This window comes from Aquitalea sp. FG25, assembly GCF_057809375.1.
On sequence record NZ_JBMDJV010000012.1, the window covers coordinates 84,197 to 99,517 of the forward strand.

26 protein-coding genes are annotated in these 15,321 nt (G+C 50.8%); 2 read left to right on the top strand and 24 right to left on the bottom strand.

Annotated elements, in window-relative coordinates; all coding sequences use genetic code 11:
* Positions 1–34: 34 nt before the first annotated feature.
* Entirely contained in the window at positions 35–667 is a 633-nt protein-coding gene (locus tag ACODR9_RS12370; protein ID WP_488809603.1) for a LexA family protein, read from the top strand.
* Positions 643–1,938, top strand: a complete 1,296-nt coding sequence (locus tag ACODR9_RS12375; protein ID WP_488809604.1) for a Y-family DNA polymerase — start codon at positions 643–645, stop codon at positions 1,936–1,938. Before ACODR9_RS12370 ends, ACODR9_RS12375 begins: the two co-directional genes overlap by 25 nt.
* A gap of 15 nt (positions 1,939–1,953) precedes the next feature.
* On the opposite strand, the gene ACODR9_RS12380 is transcribed toward ACODR9_RS12375, so the two are convergent.
* The 24 genes from ACODR9_RS12380 to ACODR9_RS12495 form a co-directional block, all read right to left on the bottom strand.
* Positions 1,954–2,319: a hypothetical protein gene (locus ACODR9_RS12380; protein WP_488809606.1), complete on the bottom strand. Its 366-nt coding sequence runs from the start codon at positions 2,317–2,319 to the stop codon at positions 1,954–1,956.
* Entirely contained in the window at positions 2,309–2,494 is a 186-nt protein-coding gene (locus tag ACODR9_RS12385) for a hypothetical protein (protein WP_488809608.1), read from the bottom strand. The genes ACODR9_RS12380 and ACODR9_RS12385 overlap by 11 nt, the downstream gene beginning before the upstream one ends.
* A gap of 6 nt (positions 2,495–2,500) precedes the next feature.
* Positions 2,501–2,884 carry a hypothetical protein gene (locus ACODR9_RS12390; protein WP_488809610.1) on the bottom strand — a complete coding sequence of 128 codons (384 nt, stop codon included), beginning with the start codon at positions 2,882–2,884 and terminating at the stop codon, positions 2,501–2,503.
* Complete coding sequence (locus ACODR9_RS12395; RefSeq protein WP_488809612.1) at positions 2,877–3,125, bottom strand: hypothetical protein; 249 nt, start codon at positions 3,123–3,125, stop codon at positions 2,877–2,879. The genes ACODR9_RS12390 and ACODR9_RS12395 overlap by 8 nt, the downstream gene beginning before the upstream one ends.
* Positions 3,126–3,252: 127 nt before the next feature.
* Positions 3,253–3,516, bottom strand: a complete 264-nt coding sequence (locus ACODR9_RS12400; RefSeq protein WP_488809613.1) for a hypothetical protein — start codon at positions 3,514–3,516, stop codon at positions 3,253–3,255.
* Positions 3,517–3,572: 56 nt separating this feature from the next.
* Complete coding sequence (locus ACODR9_RS12405) at positions 3,573–3,845, bottom strand: hypothetical protein (protein WP_488809615.1); 273 nt, start codon at positions 3,843–3,845, stop codon at positions 3,573–3,575.
* A gap of 102 nt (positions 3,846–3,947) precedes the next feature.
* Positions 3,948–4,232: a hypothetical protein gene (locus tag ACODR9_RS12410; RefSeq protein ID WP_488809616.1), complete on the bottom strand. Its 285-nt coding sequence runs from the start codon at positions 4,230–4,232 to the stop codon at positions 3,948–3,950.
* A gap of 45 nt (positions 4,233–4,277) precedes the next feature.
* On the bottom strand, positions 4,278–4,523 hold the full coding sequence (locus ACODR9_RS12415) for a hypothetical protein (protein ID WP_488809618.1): 246 nt from the start codon (positions 4,521–4,523) through the stop codon (positions 4,278–4,280).
* Positions 4,524–5,078: 555 nt separating this feature from the next.
* Entirely contained in the window at positions 5,079–5,384 is a 306-nt protein-coding gene (locus ACODR9_RS12420) for a hypothetical protein (protein ID WP_488809620.1), read from the bottom strand.
* A gap of 95 nt (positions 5,385–5,479) precedes the next feature.
* Positions 5,480–5,749, bottom strand: coding sequence for a hypothetical protein (locus ACODR9_RS12425; protein ID WP_488809621.1), 270 nt, complete (start codon positions 5,747–5,749; stop codon positions 5,480–5,482).
* A gap of 106 nt (positions 5,750–5,855) precedes the next feature.
* Positions 5,856–6,290 (bottom strand): hypothetical protein, encoded by a 435-nt coding sequence (locus ACODR9_RS12430; protein WP_488809623.1) that lies wholly within the window; start codon positions 6,288–6,290, stop codon positions 5,856–5,858.
* Between the two features lie 95 nt (positions 6,291–6,385).
* A complete protein-coding gene (locus ACODR9_RS12435; protein ID WP_488809624.1) occupies positions 6,386–6,616 on the bottom strand; it encodes a hypothetical protein in 231 nt (76 codons plus the stop codon).
* Positions 6,617–6,786: 170 nt separating this feature from the next.
* A complete protein-coding gene (locus tag ACODR9_RS12440) occupies positions 6,787–7,053 on the bottom strand; it encodes a hypothetical protein (protein WP_488809625.1) in 267 nt (88 codons plus the stop codon).
* 212 nt (positions 7,054–7,265) lie between these two features.
* On the bottom strand, positions 7,266–7,457 hold the full coding sequence (locus ACODR9_RS12445; RefSeq protein ID WP_488809626.1) for a hypothetical protein: 192 nt from the start codon (positions 7,455–7,457) through the stop codon (positions 7,266–7,268).
* 61 nt (positions 7,458–7,518) lie between these two features.
* Complete coding sequence (locus ACODR9_RS12450; RefSeq protein WP_488809628.1) at positions 7,519–7,899, bottom strand: hypothetical protein; 381 nt, start codon at positions 7,897–7,899, stop codon at positions 7,519–7,521.
* 11 nt (positions 7,900–7,910) lie between these two features.
* Positions 7,911–8,354: a hypothetical protein gene (locus ACODR9_RS12455; RefSeq protein ID WP_488809629.1), complete on the bottom strand. Its 444-nt coding sequence runs from the start codon at positions 8,352–8,354 to the stop codon at positions 7,911–7,913.
* A 162-nt stretch (positions 8,355–8,516) separates the two neighbouring features.
* Complete coding sequence (locus ACODR9_RS12460) at positions 8,517–9,041, bottom strand: hypothetical protein (RefSeq protein ID WP_488809631.1); 525 nt, start codon at positions 9,039–9,041, stop codon at positions 8,517–8,519.
* 78 nt (positions 9,042–9,119) lie between these two features.
* Positions 9,120–10,016, bottom strand: coding sequence for a hypothetical protein (locus ACODR9_RS12465; protein ID WP_488809632.1), 897 nt, complete (start codon positions 10,014–10,016; stop codon positions 9,120–9,122).
* Between the two features lie 158 nt (positions 10,017–10,174).
* Positions 10,175–10,564 carry a hypothetical protein gene (locus ACODR9_RS12470; RefSeq protein WP_488809633.1) on the bottom strand — a complete coding sequence of 130 codons (390 nt, stop codon included), beginning with the start codon at positions 10,562–10,564 and terminating at the stop codon, positions 10,175–10,177.
* A 161-nt stretch (positions 10,565–10,725) separates the two neighbouring features.
* Entirely contained in the window at positions 10,726–12,297 is a 1,572-nt protein-coding gene (locus ACODR9_RS12475; protein WP_488809634.1) for a methyl-accepting chemotaxis protein, read from the bottom strand.
* Positions 12,298–12,317: 20 nt separating this feature from the next.
* Entirely contained in the window at positions 12,318–12,845 is a 528-nt protein-coding gene (locus tag ACODR9_RS12480; RefSeq protein WP_488809635.1) for a hypothetical protein, read from the bottom strand.
* Positions 12,846–13,075: 230 nt separating this feature from the next.
* The gene (locus ACODR9_RS12485) at positions 13,076–13,876 is read right to left on the bottom strand and encodes a hypothetical protein (protein ID WP_488809637.1); all 801 of its coding nucleotides are present in this window, start codon (positions 13,874–13,876) and stop codon (positions 13,076–13,078) included.
* A gap of 53 nt (positions 13,877–13,929) precedes the next feature.
* Entirely contained in the window at positions 13,930–14,289 is a 360-nt protein-coding gene (locus ACODR9_RS12490; protein WP_488809639.1) for a hypothetical protein, read from the bottom strand.
* A 71-nt stretch (positions 14,290–14,360) separates the two neighbouring features.
* Positions 14,361–15,254, bottom strand: a complete 894-nt coding sequence (locus ACODR9_RS12495) for a DNA adenine modification methylase (protein WP_488809640.1) — start codon at positions 15,252–15,254, stop codon at positions 14,361–14,363.
* Between the last annotated feature and the right edge of the window lie 67 nt (positions 15,255–15,321).

Sequence of the window (15,321 nt, forward strand, 5' to 3'; positions counted from 1 at the left end):
GGCTGGATAATTTCCGTTACAGAAACTCAGCATCATGGATAAGCCAGACGACAAGCCTGCCCAGCGCCCAATGGCACCAAGTAGCGATGTAGGGGTGGCTAGGAAGAAGAGCCGAACGCCAGGGCGACCCAAAGGCTCAGGACCATGGAAGGAATCAACCAAAGTCATCCGGGTTGCTGAGAGCTTGGTTGGACCCATCAAGGAAATGCTGGCTAGCATGATTGATCTGCGGACACTTCCACCCGGTATTCACTTTGCTCAGAAGGGTGACCCGAAGCCTGTACCGCTATTCCTCGAAAGCGTAAGGGCCGGCTTCCCTAGCCCGGCCACTGGGTACGAAGCTGGCCAACTCAACGTGTCGGACATGCTGATCACCAACCCACCAGCCACATACCTCCTTAAAGCCTCAGGGGACTCCATGGTGGATGTTGGCATCTTCGACGGTGACTATCTGGTCGTTGATCTTTCGAAAACACCGAAACACGGCGACACCGTTATTGCCCGCGTTGGCACGGACTTCACAGTAAAGACGCTTAAGCTTGCCGCAGGCCAGATTGAGCTTCACCCGGCGAACGCTGCAGCTAACTATCCCGTTATCTCCCCAAAGGGTGGTGAGGAAATAGAGGTACTGGGAGTGGTGACGTGGACGCTCAAGAACATGCAATAACAACCAGGCAGATGTTTGCCCTGACCGATGTAAACAGCTGCTATTGCTCCTGTGAAAGCGCGTGGGATCTCAGCCTGCGCGGCAAGCCGCTTGTCGTTGCGTCAAATAACGATGGTGCGATTGTGGCGCGCAGTCCGGAAGCCAAGGCCATGGGAATTCCCATGGGCGAACCTCTGTTTAAGTTCAAGCACCTCATTAGGGCCGGCAAATTGCACTGGCGCAGTTCGAACTACGAGCTTTACGCATCGATGAGTGACCGGTTCATCCAGACGGTCGCCTCACTGTCCTGTGACATATCCCAGTATTCGATTGATGAAGTCTTCAGCGTACTTACCGGAATACCTGATCTACGGAAACATGCTCTGACCATGCGTGAGCGCGTGCTGCAGTGGACCATGCTGCCCTGCTGTGTCGGCGTAGCCAATACGCTCACCCTGTGCAAGTTCAGCAATCATCTGGCCAAGAAGGGCAAGTCCCCTGACGGAGTATGTGTATGGGATGATTTCACACCAACTGAGCAGGCCAGGATGCTTGCTTCACAGCCGGTGAATGAGATTTGGGGCATCGGCCGTCGCCTGACCGAACGTCTTGAGCGAATGAGCATCAAGACCGCATTCGACCTACAGCAGGCCGACCCCAAGCGAATACGAGCACAATTCGGCGTCGTCGTGGAACGAACCGTCCTAGAGTTGAACGGCATTTCTTGCATTCCAATGCCGGAGTGGAATGCAAAAAAGGAGCAAATCATCCGTAGCCGGTCATTCGGGAAACCGGTTTTCAGGTTGACCGATCTGACCTCTGCTATCAGCACCCACGTCGCCACCGCGGCGGAGGCATTGCGCAAGCAACAAGGGGTAGCGAACACCATCAGCGTGTGGATCCATACCAACCCGTTCAATCCCCAGGAACCTCAATATTCGGGTGGGTACACCCTACCCGTGCCCACACCCACTTGCGACACTCTCAGGTTGACCGAAATAGCGGTAGCCATTCTGAAGCACGCCTACCGCAAAGGGTTCGCGTACAAGAAAGCCGGGATCATGCTGGGTGGAATCGAGGGCGGGCCGGCGAAGCAAGCCGACTGGCTGACCCCTGCAGATGACGAAAAGCGATTGGGCCTGCTACGGGCCATGGACCAGATCAACAATCGTTGGGGCAGAGAAACGATCAAGACAGGCGCAACGAAGTTGGGCACAGACTGGAAGATGAACCGGGACAACCTCTCACCTTGCTACACCACCAGGTGGGAAGACCTTCCATTGGAGAGGTAGAGGGAAACCGGCAAATCACTGGTTCCCGACGGGGTAGCCACACACTTCCTGATCGATACGGCGAATCACCAGCACATCATTGTAGACACACGCAAACAAAGGCACGCCCTTGGCGTCTTCCATGATATGGCGATTCAGCCACCCCAGGCGTTGCATAAGGCTCTCAGCGCTCTCCTCTTCTGGATCGTCCTTCGACACGAACAGCTGACCGTCGAGGGCATCCCCGGCTTCCCAACGCACAGCCTTATGCATCTGGCTCGCCCATTGGTTGACCATCTCACGCGCAGTTACGACCGTACCTGCTGACGCAGCTACAGGGAGGGCCATCAGCACGAGCACAGCTAATTTTTGAATTCTCAACTTCTTCACCTCACTCGCCATCTGGATTCATCGGATCAAAAAGATGGAACATCTCCCACCACAGGCCCTCATTGCCATCTTGCATAACAAGCGGGTATTTGTCGGGATCAACGGCGTGCATCTTCTTCCACCAAACTTCAAAAAGACTAAGCTTGGTTTTCTGCTCGTTCAGAAAATCGTCAATAGACTGGGACATGGCAGTTCAAAAAGAATAGTTTAGTGTTTGCTCAATTGCCGTGAATGTCACGCGGCCCTTGCCTGAATGCAAATGGCCATCACGATCAGCCATTCGGCGGGCAATGCGATTGGCTTCGGATTTGCTGGACGCTTCAATATTGTCGTACAGGATACCATCCCCTTCATCCCAGGCGGGGTATTGGAAGCGCAGAGTCACGTCATAGCGAGGAGATTTCGGTATTGCCGGCGAATCCTCAACGTGAGCGCGGCAAAGGCCCATGGTCGCTTTGCGAAGCCCAAGCTCAACCTCTACCTCCTCCAATGAACCCATGTACGGATCGGAACCGTACCCGTTGATGTAGGCGTAGAAACTACCACTGGCAAGCATACCAATGCGGGGGTCAAGCATTACCATCACCCAACTCAACAACTTCCCAGTCTTTGATGTACACCGAGGTAATTCGGTATTCCTTCTTCCGGCCATCCTTGGGAAACAAAATGATTGGCGTGCCGCTAGGGTAAGCATAGGCAACGACTATGCCAATTCGCCCATCTTTCACCTTGTTTCGAAGTTCGGCTTTGTAACCATCTACACGATCAGGCTTCATGCGCATTCTGGTATTGAGCGGGTAGTCTTTCTTGAAGTCCATGAGATACATCCTGCTGAATTTTATAATTCAAGGTATCACGAATCGAACTCAGGTCAACCCGGCATAATCCAGGCGACATAATAAGAAAGACCCCGCCAAAGAAAACTCGTGGCGGGGTCTTTGATATTCAGCAAATCTGGTACAGACGTTGGTATTCAGACTTGGTCAGCTTCATGCGTGCTTTCCGCATCATTTCCATATAAACGAGGTTGCGCTCCGCCTCAATCGCATCAGTCATAAATCCAGCTTGATCGTGACGGCGATTGATGTCTGCAAACTTGGCCGAAAGATCGAGTAGGCCAAGACTTTTGGCAACGAACTCATAAGCATTACCCGTGCAGTTCCGCTTGATCAAGGCACGCACCTCGTTAATGGATTCCTCAGTCAGCATGGTTATTCCTCGATATTGAGGACACCCCCAAGGGATGCCCTCAGGGGTTGTAATGGTCAGGCCAGAGTGGAATAACCAAGGGTAATAAACTGTCCAGCGGTACTGATCTGGAACTGCTCACCACGACGAGCCTGAATGGCGGCAGCATCGGTGGTGATTTGCTCTTTCAACTCTGCCGGGCAGTCATCCTCAAACTTCAGCTCCAGGCTGTCGAAAGGTAGGAATGCTGCACGGGCATAGTCGCCATGCTTCTGACGAGTGCGATCAGCGTAGACGATACCACCGGGGTAAACACCAGAGAACAGACGGTTGATTTGGGTAGTGGGCATGATGAAGTCCTGAATATGCCCAGAGGTCGCCCGAAGGGTATGACCCCCAGGGCGTAGTTAAAAAATGACTATACAGACAGCAGCAAATGCAACATCACGGAGTCATTTTCCTTCCGCTTTGCTCCGTTCAACAAACCCTCTGGGGTCAGTCACGTATATCGACCAGCGAGGGTCACCACCTTGATGATACTCACCAGTGTGCTCCAATTGTGCGGTCATGATTATGTAATCCGTGCAATTGAAATCACCACGCTTCTCAGCAATCAGTTGGCCGAAGGTTGTGATTCTGTCCTCACTTCCGGACTCAGAATATTTCAACTGCAAGTCACCCGAAGGGTCCTTGGCATTCTCAATATCCTTGTCGGTAATTCCACGCACATAAGACATTTCGACTCCATTCTTAGAAAGTTGCGGTAGCTGAATTCGATTTTGTCAAAACTCAAGGACGCCCAATTCAACCAGGATGTCCTTGACTTCATCGAATGCTGCTTGAGACTGCACATCCAGATCGGTGCCGGCATTAAGCGCTGCTTTTTCAACACGGGCAGTGTCAATCTGTGTGATCAGGGTTTCAGCCAGGTTCTGATGCGGACGATTTTTATCGTCAACAACACGATGTGCATAAGCGTCCAGAACTGCAACGATGTCATCAATGGAGGTTTGGAATGCGATGGTCATGATGGTTTTCTTTCATTAGTACCCACGAAGCCCCATGGCTAAGTCGGGTAGGGATTGGCGTAAGCCAGGATTAAACGTACATGCGTACATGGTTGGAGAGACAAGGTGTCTTCAAATCAGTGCGGATTGCATCAGGCGTTGCCAGTACTACAGCGCTACCATACATCTCACCGTCTTGAAACGAAGTTACTTCATCAGCGACTTGGAATGACTGGCGAACCTCAAATGACATCCCATTACATAGCGCATGGGGTCACTCAGGATATTGAATCAGCGTGGACGGGAGGCCGGATGACAGTCCGAGAGATGGACTAGGTAATTGCGCAAAGCGCCATGCACGAATGCAAGAAGAGCGGTCAGTATAAGCGAATCGTAGAGCCCCAACAATAAAAAAGCCACGCATCTCTGCGTGGCTTAAGGGTGTAAATATCCGGTAGGAATAGATTAAAGGTTAGCGGCTGGTGAAAGCAGCGAAGACGCGGTCACGCTCTTCATCCGATGCGTGATAGGTAACTGCCGTAGGCAGATTCGCCCTTGGTAGGTAGTGGTTAGGATTTAGTAATCGAATTTCGCGGTCAAAGCTCGGGCTTTTTCAAGCTGGTCTTTACTGATTTCACCAGCAGTCACCAGATCATTCAGCATTCGAACAGCAGCAACCAGGTCGGGCATTGCTCGGTCTACGTACAACATGGCGTCATGAAGATCCTTGATAACATTCACCGAGTCTTCACCTTCATTTCCTACGTCATCGCCGTCATACCAGACATCGGCACCTACACCATCGCCAACTTCTTCTGCTGACTCGATGAGTTCTTGAAGGTTGAACTTCGCCACTTTGCTTTCTTCGTTTGCTAAGGTCATTAATTGATTCCTTGAATGGAAACGTGTGCACTTCACACGAAGTGGCACACATGGGTTGTGTTCGTTACCGGGTAACGACCGGATGGTGGGTCAGATCAAGCAGCACTATTTGCCTTAGAAGCCAGGAACTCAATGTCAGCCATATAGGCACAAGAGCGCACAAAGTGATGGTCATGGACCAGCAACTTGTTCTGCAGAGCAGCAGTGCACTTCTGCCAGAGTTCGTTTGCAATTCGGCAAAGACCGAGACGATCCACGCCCGACACATCGGCTACATCAATACTGGGCTTTTGGGCCAGCTGGGCGATGGCGACATCTCGGTTTGCATATAGCACTTCAATTTCTTGATGGGTCGGATAGGGCATGGATTCTCCAGGTGACCTGAAGCCCATGGGTGCCCGTCTGGGCAGACCCAGTGGGCAGGTGAATGAGGAATTGCAAACAGGCACTGAATGATCAGTAGCCTGCAAATTACAGAGATGATTGATCGACTTCGAGAAGTTTCAAGCCAACGAATTCGGAGCTATTGGCAGCAAAGAATTGGTCCGGCTTGCAATCGATGATGTGTATAGCGTCAAGCTTGGTTCGATCGATAAAGGCAAGCTCGATATCCCCATCAAACGCATCCACTACGCCCTGTTCAATGAACGTGGTGAGAACGGATTCGGGATCGGGTTCACCTTCACCCCAGAAGCTATTGCTGTATTGAACCTTGATGTGAGGAAGGCCTTGAACTTCCAGAGCCTCAAGCACATCAGCACGAAGTTCGTCTGACGGAGTGTGCTTGTTATATTCCACACCTAAGTCTGCTGCGATTTCCCCCAGGTCATCGCGATTGAGTTCGCCGACGCTGAAGGCAATGTTGGTCAAAGCATACTTCTTCTGGTTAGCGGTTTGGGCATTCATGTACTTCTCCTTGAAAGAAGTGAGCCTGCCCCCGGAAGGGAGCAGTAGACTCGCCTTCGCGGTTGAATTTAGATTAAGCCAGGTATGAAGCTGGCCTAGTTGGTGTCTTCCAGTGGGATACGACATGTCTCCCTCTTACCTGTGGCCGGGTGGTCACGGTGACGGAAACAATGACCTTCTTCGTCAGAGCCCATGTATTGCCAAGCTTCGCCACTCTCATTGTTCAATGCCACATGAGGTTCTTCGATGTGCGCGTTGATTGGGAGTTCAGCTAGTTTGGCCCATATGAGCTTCCAGGCATCGGTGCCTTGAGAAACAAAAAACATAGGAAAATCCTTAGACACAACGATAGATAAATCAGACAGACCGTAATGGTCAGGGTAAATGCGCGGGAGCGCTATGCCATAAGGCATGAAGAAATTTCAGAATATCACCGTTCAAATATTTTCTACAAATAAAAAACCCCTTGCCATAGGCAAGGGGTTGGGTGATGAAATTAGGCAGCTTCTGAAGCCTTAATCAAATCGGCATCGTATTTTTCTGCATGCCATTGATTGTTAAAAAGATACTTAGCTGGCCACACAACGACCTGTCCCTTTAGTTCAGGTAGAAGATGACGAACTTCCCAGTGCTTCTCAGCCGGGTTAGTCTGCCCAATCAACAGTGGTGAACCAGCAGGAACGCTCTTGCACACCTCCACAGGCAAGTAATTGCCGCGGTATACACGCGCAATGACGCGCTGCCCCTCGATGACATCATTCACTATTTGGCCATTCGAGCGAACGATCCTCCCGCTCGACAAGGTATGACGACTCCACAATGCCAGGTAGGTCTTGTAAGAGCCCCCCCCCTTCTTTTGAAGTTGCTTTCGGCAATCGGAACACAGCCAGTCACGCTCACTACCATATCCACGTCGGCATACACTGCAAACAGGCCTGCCAGTGCTTGAACTGCGCTCAAACTTGGGTTGCTTGTTCATTGCACGCCCCCGATAACAACGCGGGAGTGCGCACTGATCTGACGATACTCATACGCATGGCCAGCCTGAACGAACTCTTTGTCCGTTCCTACATACCCGGCACTCGCGCTACTGAAAACCTGCTCAAATTCAAATACGCCGGTCTTCTTGTAGCCTTTGGATACGACATCGTTCGGTAGTTGAATCATGGTTATTCTCCAGAAAAGTCCAACCTTCCCATTTAGGATAGGAATAGACTGGGTTAAACGGCTATTTCCCGGCAAGGGAGGTTTCAAATACAGCACGGACCCTGTCCCATCCATGTTCGGACTCGGCGAGGACTGCTATTCGCGCCGGCATGATGTGCGAAGTACACTTCACTTCGTAAGCCACATCACTCTCCAGGTCCAGTCCAACCACATTCACAGCCAACAACGCTGGCTCACTTTCGTGAGGCCAGTCATCGAATAGCCATGTGGCGTCCTCCATGTCGTCCCATGTGGGGAACATGAAGACTGCCGGCGAGGTCTCGATCTGTTTCGAGTTCTCTCCAACTTGAGGAATCAACCCCTCACGCAGAATCAGTTCGATTCGATCCGCTGGGGTGACGTGGAGACAGTAACGTCCCACTTTTGGAAGATTGGCTTCCATCGAAACCTCACTCAAAGATCGACGTGGTAGTTATCGCGCAGGGGGATCATATGGAAGTGATCTCCCGACTGACTGAAGATCACCGGAGTCTTTCCATCAAGCAAAAAGATGTCGCTATCCAGTTCGGTTATCGCTCGGGCTGCGTTGTAAACGCTTGCCGTGATACGGTAGTAAGGACGCACACACAACTTGACGGTATCTGACCACTCCACGGGCAACCGCGAACCGCTCAGGGGACGGATACGCTGAAGAAGATCCTCAGGGCATTCCAAATCCTGATTGTTGTCTACCTCATTGCTTTCCACCGGCTTCGCCATGAAACCAGGCTTCTGGCGTTTCAAGGTAGTAGCTACTCCCCGGGAAATATCAGAACTGCCATTTTTCTCGCGATCAGCAGCGACCAGGGCAAGCAGGTATTCAGTTTCTACTTCGCTGAAACGGTAAATATGAGCCATGACTTAATCCTTGGATGGAACATGCCACCCATAGGGTGGCATGATTGATGTGAAGGTAAATCTACCCTGTTATTTCAGGAAGAAATCCAGCAGGACTTGAACAATGTCGATGACGAGTGACATTCCTATCTCTCTTTGTTGACTAAGGCCAAATCGGCAGGGTTAATGAACTGCGCGGTGGACATCTGCGTAGCGGTCTACCAGACCAACGCGATGCTTCATGCAGCACTTATTGGCGAAGCTGTTCGCTTGGTCATAGGTATCGAAGTCAGCAATCGCAATGCTCATGGAAGTCTCGCAGTGGACATACACCGTAAAGAAATCCGGATGCTGGTTGTTCATATCGGACGAGCCATCGGGGAGTTCAGCACAACCCGATATTTCGACGTGAAGAACAGGCTCGATGATGTCACGGAGAACATCGTCGTAAACCAGGTAGTAACGCCCTTCCCGCTCCTCCTCAAAGAGGAAGTCACGGCCAGCCGTCAGCATCTTTTCAAACAAAGCAACCTCATTACCAAAGGAAGTCTTACGAATCGATTCGACTGCGCTCAAGAACACATCAGAGCACGGGTCACTTACTGCCTTTACTTGAGCCAACAATTTCTTGGCTTTCACATAGGCAGCAAACGAAACGGAACTGGATGTGCGGGCATTCAGCGGAAGTGCTTTAGTGGTGGCAAACATGATTCACTCCAAATGAAGGGGGAGCGCCACCCCCAATGGGGACAGTCGCCCCAGTGGGTATAAATTTAAGAAATGGCTTTAAGCAGCAGCTTTGATGTTGGAAGCGTAGAAATAGCTAAGTGCCAGATCATAGCCCTTGCCGATTCCATACTTCCATCGGCTCGCACCAACGAAAGAGAAGTCGCCAGCGGGGACCACAATACGTCCTGCTGCCGTTTCCATATGGCCTGCACCATACATATGGCAGTGCAAGCCAATGTGTACCTCACCATTACGATCTGTCTGCATGACGAGAGGGTCGGTGGGTAAAACATTCATCAGCGCACGAACATTCACATGAATATGACTGCAAGCAATGGCGTGATAGTAGCCGTTCTCGATGATGGTAATGACTTCTTCAGCATTCATTACTGGCGGTGCCAATTCGTTTGCTTTGAAGACGAAGCCCGCATTGCGGAAGCGAGATGTAAACGTCTCACCTTCGTCGGCACGAAGTTTCGGAGCCTCAGTGAAGAGGATTTCCGAGTCAAGGTTTGCGAGCATCAGAAGATTGGAAATCCATTTACCAGGAAGGACATCCTCAAGGTAATTGGATTTGAGGCTTTGGGTTTTTAGACCCAAATCATACATAGCATCGTCGAGGTCAAGATCCTCAAGGCCAGGCATCCACACCAGCTCGGCGTGCTCGTGACTCGGCAAGCAATCGAACACTAGGTTCCAATTACGGGCCTGCCACCAATCGTAGGTTGTACGGGACGGAAAGTGGCCGTTCTCGTTGCAGTACCACTGGAAAGAGGAATACCAATCTGCAAGAGCGATCAGCTTGTAAGCAACATGCTTGCGATAGGTCTTTTGATTGAGCTGACCTCGCGCATACATTTTGCGAGCTTCAATCCAGATATTGACGATTTCATCACCGCGACCGACAAAAAGATCTGGCTCATACTGCGGGGTGAATTCACTAGTAACAGACATGACTTGCTCCAAAAGGTACGAAGCAAGCCCTACAGGGACAAGCCCCGCGTGGGTGGTAGTTGCTACTCGAAAGCAGCGAGGGGTAACGAGTGATTTCAGGTATTTCGAAAACCCATTAACAAGGAATTGTTAATGGGTCAGGAAAGACGACATTGAGATCAGTGTCCGACATAATCGACCAAATGCTTGGACATCATTACGCCATAGAAGTACATGTCGTCAGCAACCCCCTGAGCACAAAGATTGTGGAAAGTATCCCATTGTGAAGATTGCTCTTCAGATGAAAGTGCATTCCATTCTTCATCCGAACCAAATACAGGGTCGGTTTCGTCTTCGCTTTCAAGAACTTCTAGGTTCTGTGACAGTACATAGAGATCAACGTAGCGGTCATCGAGAAGACTCTTAGCCTCAGTGCAAAAAGGGGCAAGCTCTTCATATATCGCAATTGACTTATTGAGAATATCAATCTTGGCTTTAAGAACGCCAGCCAAGATCATTTCTTTGTAGTACGGTTCGGACTGCGGGGTAATAAATTTGGTAACAGACATGACTTGCTCCAAAAGGACGAAGCAAGCCCGGCAGGGACAAGCCCCGCATGGGTGGTAAGTGCTACTGAAAAGCAGCAAGGAGGAAACTATCCAATTCTATTCTTGTTTTGATACCCCAGCAATGAAAAATGCCCCGCGAACGAGGCCTTTGAATTTGCCGATCAAATGATGAAATGTTCGGCGTGCGTGCTTAGCTCTTTGGACCGTGCTTGAAGTTGCTTGATGCCCTGAACAGCGTCACTTAACTCATCATGCGTATGAGAGACTTGATTGCTAACTTCGGCCATTTTAAGCGCGAGTTCCGATGTGGCCTGCGATTGCTGGACGTTGGACGTTGCCACCTCGCGCATCATGTCATCCACTTCGACTGTGGATTTACGCACAGCTATGAGCTTGCCAGCAGTATTTTCCTGCGCGGCCAGGCCATCCTGCGTTGCCTTGGCAATAGTGGTCATTGTATCGATTGCGGCAACGGCCGCATTGTGGACGTTTGCCACGAGGGAGTTAATTTGGTCTGTGCTGGAGCTGGTACGTTCTGCTAGCTTCCTTACCTCATCAGCGACTACAGCAAAGCCTCGGCCGGTCTCCCCTGCCCGAGCAGCTTCGATTGCCGCATTCAAAGCCAGTAGATTGGTCTGATCGGCGATATCACGGATTGTATTTGTGACATTGGTAATTGCATCAATGGCACTGGACAACTCGCTTACGGTTCCTTGTGCGTGTTGCACTGACTCACTGGCGGCTTGAACATTTTTTCTGTTCGAAACAACGTCGGTCTCACACTTAATGATGTCCTGATGGGCCTGAGCAGAACAGGTACTGGTCCGGTTGGCATTCTGAGCCACCATTTCAATAGCAGCGGAAAGTTGCTCGATAGCTGCGCTCATGGCAGCAATGTGCTCACTCCCGGTCTCCATTTTGTCGTAAATGACACTCAGGTTGCCCACAACGCCGGCAGAACTTTCTGCAAGAACGCGGGCTGTGTATTGGATGTCCTCGACCATAACGGCAAGATGGATCTGCATGTAAGCAAGGGACTCTTCCCACTCTCCGATAAGGCCAGGCTGACCGATGTCCAACTTGTTTTGCAGATTACCTTCTGCAATGGACATACATACCTTGCGAAGTCGTTCGTAGTTTGCTTCTCGGCTCTTACTGGCAACCAACTGTGCAATTGCGAAAGATGCGGCCACAACCCCGCACAAGCCACCTACCCAAGAGCCAGACAGATACCCTGCGACGATCGATGGAATGATGATCCCACCAATTCCCAATACATCCATGATGGGATTGCGGCGAGATGGTTGCTTTGTAGCCGGAATCTTTCCACCATTTTTTGCAGAGCGGTAAAGCGCGTCTGCTGCGGAAATCATCGACTGGCTCGGAGGACGACGAACTGACATGTAGCCAGTCGTTTGGCCGTTTTTTTTAACCGGGACAACAAACGCGTTTACCCAGTAGAACCGGCCATCCTTTGCACGGTTTTTGACGATCCCTTGCCATGGGCGGTCTCTTTTGACAGTGTCCCATAGGTCCTTAAACGCCTCTGGCGGCATGTCAGGATGACGAACAACATTATGATTTTTTCCTACCAGTTCTTCGCGAGTGAAACCGCTCATTTCACAGAAGCGGTCATTAGCGTAGACGATGGCTCCCTTGGCATCTGTTCGGGTGACGATGATGCCATCCCGGAAGGGAATTTCCAGATCCACGATGGGATGATTGATTTTCATGTTGGCTCTGCTCGGATTGTTTAAATTTTCGGATCCGGTATTGCGTAGGACCGGTAATGGCTGATTGTGTTGGTGATGGCGTCACCGGGTTGACCGCCATTCCAATCGGAAGCAACACACCACTCGCCATCAGAATTCATTACGCCCAATACACTTTCCGCTATTGCCTCCTCTCCCTCCTCCCCGAGGGTATTGAGAAGACAAGGTACTAAGCGCAACCATGCCACTCTGCTTCCTTGAGGTGGATGGCCGACTATCCAACCACCTGCAGTGGTTAGGCGATTATCCTTTTGCGGGGGTGGTTGAAAATATACTTTCCTCTCAACACTGCCGGCAGTTAGCGTAATAGTTAGCAGCTTAGAATCAATAAGCACATTCAGCGCATCTTTGATCAATTGCAACTTATTCTCGACACCATCAGGGATAAATCGGGCTAGGTCCTCTACAACTTCGCCGTGCGTCATAGGGCCATGCGAAAATATCAACGAGGTTGCTCGGTTTTTTAATACCTGATCCAATCCATCCAGCATTACTTTTGATGTATCCATTACAACACCTCATTTATTTGCTGCCATAGTATTCCAAGCCAAAAAAATGGCAAGCACGTAAATAGGTAGTTACATCATATTTGACCCAATGAATTAGCTATTATTTATGTAAAATTAAATTAAGAACATCATTACTCATTGTTCAGTTTAAGATAGAGCCATCTGCATTAATGAAAAACGAAAGCTGAAAAAGAAAAAACCCGCCGAAGCGGGTTTGGGTATGTGTAGTCTTAGGCTGCTAGACGGTTGGTTACGCAGGCGATGGCTTTGCGAGGTGGTGCCCAATCCACTCCGAATAGTGCCCATACATGCTCTACATCGACTTGGGCCTTTTTCACGAGTTTGACCAGACGGTCATCACGCTCCTCCAGAGTAATACGGAGACTTGCGATGCCCAGTGCCGAATGATGCTGCCCCGTCACTACCAGGGCAGGATCACGACCGCCATGCGATCCGAAATATCCATTTTGAGGACGGCGACCGGGATCAACCCCCAGACTTACTTCCCAATCCCCGAAGGTGACAGGGGTACGAATCAAATCTATTGACCGGTTCAGCGCTGCGCTCAAGATCGTATCAAGCGCAGCATAGAACTGATCGTAGGATTTCAGGTAGCCCATATCACGCTCGAACTGCGGTTGCAGTGCGTGGCAATCATGAACCCAGCGGGTAGCACTGCGCTCGGCCATAACCAGGCGTTGAGCTTCGCTTACGAAGTAATCAAGGTCTTCAGCCAGTACATCAGCAGGTACAAATTCCCCCTTGGATAACCGCTTAGCCACTTCTGCGCGGCGATAGGACTGCTGATCATCCCAGGTGTGAGATGGTCGGCGCTGTGCGACCAGGAAGCCTTCGTATTCGGCATACGTCCAGTGGTGAACAAATCGTGCGCCCATGGCACCAATCATCAGGTTGTGGCGTTGCAGGCTGAGATCCTTCTTTGCATCAGGATGAAGAACAGCATTGCCGTCCGACATGAGAGCCTTCAGGGTTTCAGCATCGGCAGAGGTAAAGGAAACATGGTGAGTCATGGCGTGTACCTCGAAATGACAACGCCGGCTTGTGCCGGCGTGTCATGGTTTTGTTATGCAGAAGGTTGTGAGATGTAGACCAACTTCGTCCGAACAGTAACCGTACCGCCAGGAGCGAGACGGGCTTTCATCTCCCTTGTAAAGCGGAGTGCTTCTGAACGGGCACTCACCCATCCAGACTCAGTACATTCAAGCCACTTTTGACTTTCATTCGGGTAGTGGCTTTCAATCCAGGCCATGATTCTCGGGACCGTTTTGCCACGGCGTTTACGAAACTCGCGAAGAGAGGTGAAAGCACCCAGCCCCACAGTCCCAGATGAGGTCGCAAGCAACACGGTATCGCCGTTGGGGCGAAGAACGAAAACCTTGTTCATCTCTGGAGCGAAGCGGTGTTTTTCGAGAAGCAACTTCATTTAATTGTCCATTTCTGCGAGAAAGGACTCCCCCAACGGGGGAGCCCGTCAGGGGTTGAAAATACTAATGGTTAGGCGGCTAGTGCCCACTCACCACGTTGATTAGAACGGAAGTTACGTTGATCCTGATTCAGGGTCTGGCGTACCTTCGCCTGCCAATTTTCGTTAGCGGCAAGCTTATCAGGTGCCTTCGCAGACACCCGCGCATAAATCTCGGTGAGTGCAGCCTTGCCACCCAACTCGATCAGCGCATGGCGAACCACGTTTTTCCAGGTTCCGGTCAGACGGTTTTGGGCTTCATTTGCGATCACCGCCAGGGTGGTCAGAATGGAAGTTGCCGCTGCCTTCTTGAACAGGATGATGTACTCATGGGTAATAAGCGGCAGGGTCATCTTGCCGTAACGCTTAAAGTCAGACATGCAGTTGTGCTGCCCTTTGATAATCACACCAGCCAGCTCGGAAGCTGGCATACGCGCAATGATCTCGGCCTGATAAGAGGTATACCGTCCTTTACGGCGATAGTCCCCGATCAAGCAACCGTAGTAACCATTACCCATGGTCGCCTCACGTTGGTTCAACAACACCAGCTGCATCTTCTGGTGAAAGTCTTCGTCATCGGTAGCACGGGACAGGTCACTCGGGTGAGCTTCGCCCCATTGATTTCCACTATAAATAATCATTTCGCCATAGGGCGGATGAGAGAAAACCAGGTCAGCAGGACGGCCTACACGCTCCAAGATGGAGTCATTCAGGCAGTCAAAGCCGGAATGGAGATCAAGGCCTACTGCCTCAATTCCCATCTCTTTGGCAACTTCAACCGAAGTACCGCCACCCACCATCGGATCGACAAAAAAACTCGGCTCCAGGTAGGTAAACAGCTCTTTGTAGATATGACCAGAGCAGTTGCCCCGCCATTTGTTGTTGCCCCACGGACCACGATCAGGGAAAGAAAGAATAGAACTCATGATGATCTCCATACGCAATATGGAGGCCACTCCCCCAATGGGGTGAATGGCCCCAATGGGTAATTTA

What these genes read in the sequence shown, in the direction of transcription:
- ACODR9_RS12475 (WP_488809634.1), bottom strand. Translation starts at nt 12,297, where the DNA reads ATGAAAATCAATCATCCCATCGTGGATCTGGAAATTCCCTTCCGGGAT.
- ACODR9_RS12495 (WP_488809640.1), bottom strand. Translation starts at nt 15,254, where the DNA reads ATGAGTTCTATTCTTTCTTTCCCTGATCGTGGTCCGTGGGGCAACAAC.
- ACODR9_RS12380 (WP_488809606.1), bottom strand. Translation starts at nt 2,319, where the DNA reads ATGGCGAGTGAGGTGAAGAAGTTGAGAATTCAAAAATTAGCTGTGCTC.
- ACODR9_RS12420 (WP_488809620.1), bottom strand. Translation starts at nt 5,384, where the DNA reads ATGACCTTAGCAAACGAAGAAAGCAAAGTGGCGAAGTTCAACCTTCAA.
- ACODR9_RS12390 (WP_488809610.1), bottom strand. Translation starts at nt 2,884, where the DNA reads ATGCTTGACCCCCGCATTGGTATGCTTGCCAGTGGTAGTTTCTACGCC.
- ACODR9_RS12455 (WP_488809629.1), bottom strand. Translation starts at nt 8,354, where the DNA reads ATGGCTCATATTTACCGTTTCAGCGAAGTAGAAACTGAATACCTGCTT.
- ACODR9_RS12405 (WP_488809615.1), bottom strand. Translation starts at nt 3,845, where the DNA reads ATGCCCACTACCCAAATCAACCGTCTGTTCTCTGGTGTTTACCCCGGT.
- ACODR9_RS12415 (WP_488809618.1), bottom strand. Translation starts at nt 4,523, where the DNA reads ATGACCATCGCATTCCAAACCTCCATTGATGACATCGTTGCAGTTCTG.
- ACODR9_RS12430 (WP_488809623.1), bottom strand. Translation starts at nt 6,290, where the DNA reads ATGAATGCCCAAACCGCTAACCAGAAGAAGTATGCTTTGACCAACATT.
- ACODR9_RS12460 (WP_488809631.1), bottom strand. Translation starts at nt 9,041, where the DNA reads ATGTTTGCCACCACTAAAGCACTTCCGCTGAATGCCCGCACATCCAGT.
- ACODR9_RS12485 (WP_488809637.1), bottom strand. Translation starts at nt 13,876, where the DNA reads ATGACTCACCATGTTTCCTTTACCTCTGCCGATGCTGAAACCCTGAAG.
- ACODR9_RS12435 (WP_488809624.1), bottom strand. Translation starts at nt 6,616, where the DNA reads ATGTTTTTTGTTTCTCAAGGCACCGATGCCTGGAAGCTCATATGGGCC.
- ACODR9_RS12465 (WP_488809632.1), bottom strand. Translation starts at nt 10,016, where the DNA reads ATGTCTGTTACTAGTGAATTCACCCCGCAGTATGAGCCAGATCTTTTT.
- ACODR9_RS12450 (WP_488809628.1), bottom strand. Translation starts at nt 7,899, where the DNA reads ATGGAAGCCAATCTTCCAAAAGTGGGACGTTACTGTCTCCACGTCACC.
- ACODR9_RS12425 (WP_488809621.1), bottom strand. Translation starts at nt 5,749, where the DNA reads ATGCCCTATCCGACCCATCAAGAAATTGAAGTGCTATATGCAAACCGA.
- ACODR9_RS12480 (WP_488809635.1), bottom strand. Translation starts at nt 12,845, where the DNA reads ATGGATACATCAAAAGTAATGCTGGATGGATTGGATCAGGTATTAAAA.
- ACODR9_RS12410 (WP_488809616.1), bottom strand. Translation starts at nt 4,232, where the DNA reads ATGTCTTATGTGCGTGGAATTACCGACAAGGATATTGAGAATGCCAAG.
- ACODR9_RS12445 (WP_488809626.1), bottom strand. Translation starts at nt 7,457, where the DNA reads ATGATTCAACTACCGAACGATGTCGTATCCAAAGGCTACAAGAAGACC.
- ACODR9_RS12490 (WP_488809639.1), bottom strand. Translation starts at nt 14,289, where the DNA reads ATGAAGTTGCTTCTCGAAAAACACCGCTTCGCTCCAGAGATGAACAAG.
- ACODR9_RS12470 (WP_488809633.1), bottom strand. Translation starts at nt 10,564, where the DNA reads ATGTCTGTTACCAAATTTATTACCCCGCAGTCCGAACCGTACTACAAA.
- ACODR9_RS12400 (WP_488809613.1), bottom strand. Translation starts at nt 3,516, where the DNA reads ATGCTGACTGAGGAATCCATTAACGAGGTGCGTGCCTTGATCAAGCGG.
- ACODR9_RS12370 (WP_488809603.1), top strand. Translation starts at nt 35, where the DNA reads ATGGATAAGCCAGACGACAAGCCTGCCCAGCGCCCAATGGCACCAAGT.
- ACODR9_RS12395 (WP_488809612.1), bottom strand. Translation starts at nt 3,125, where the DNA reads ATGGACTTCAAGAAAGACTACCCGCTCAATACCAGAATGCGCATGAAG.
- ACODR9_RS12385 (WP_488809608.1), bottom strand. Translation starts at nt 2,494, where the DNA reads ATGTCCCAGTCTATTGACGATTTTCTGAACGAGCAGAAAACCAAGCTT.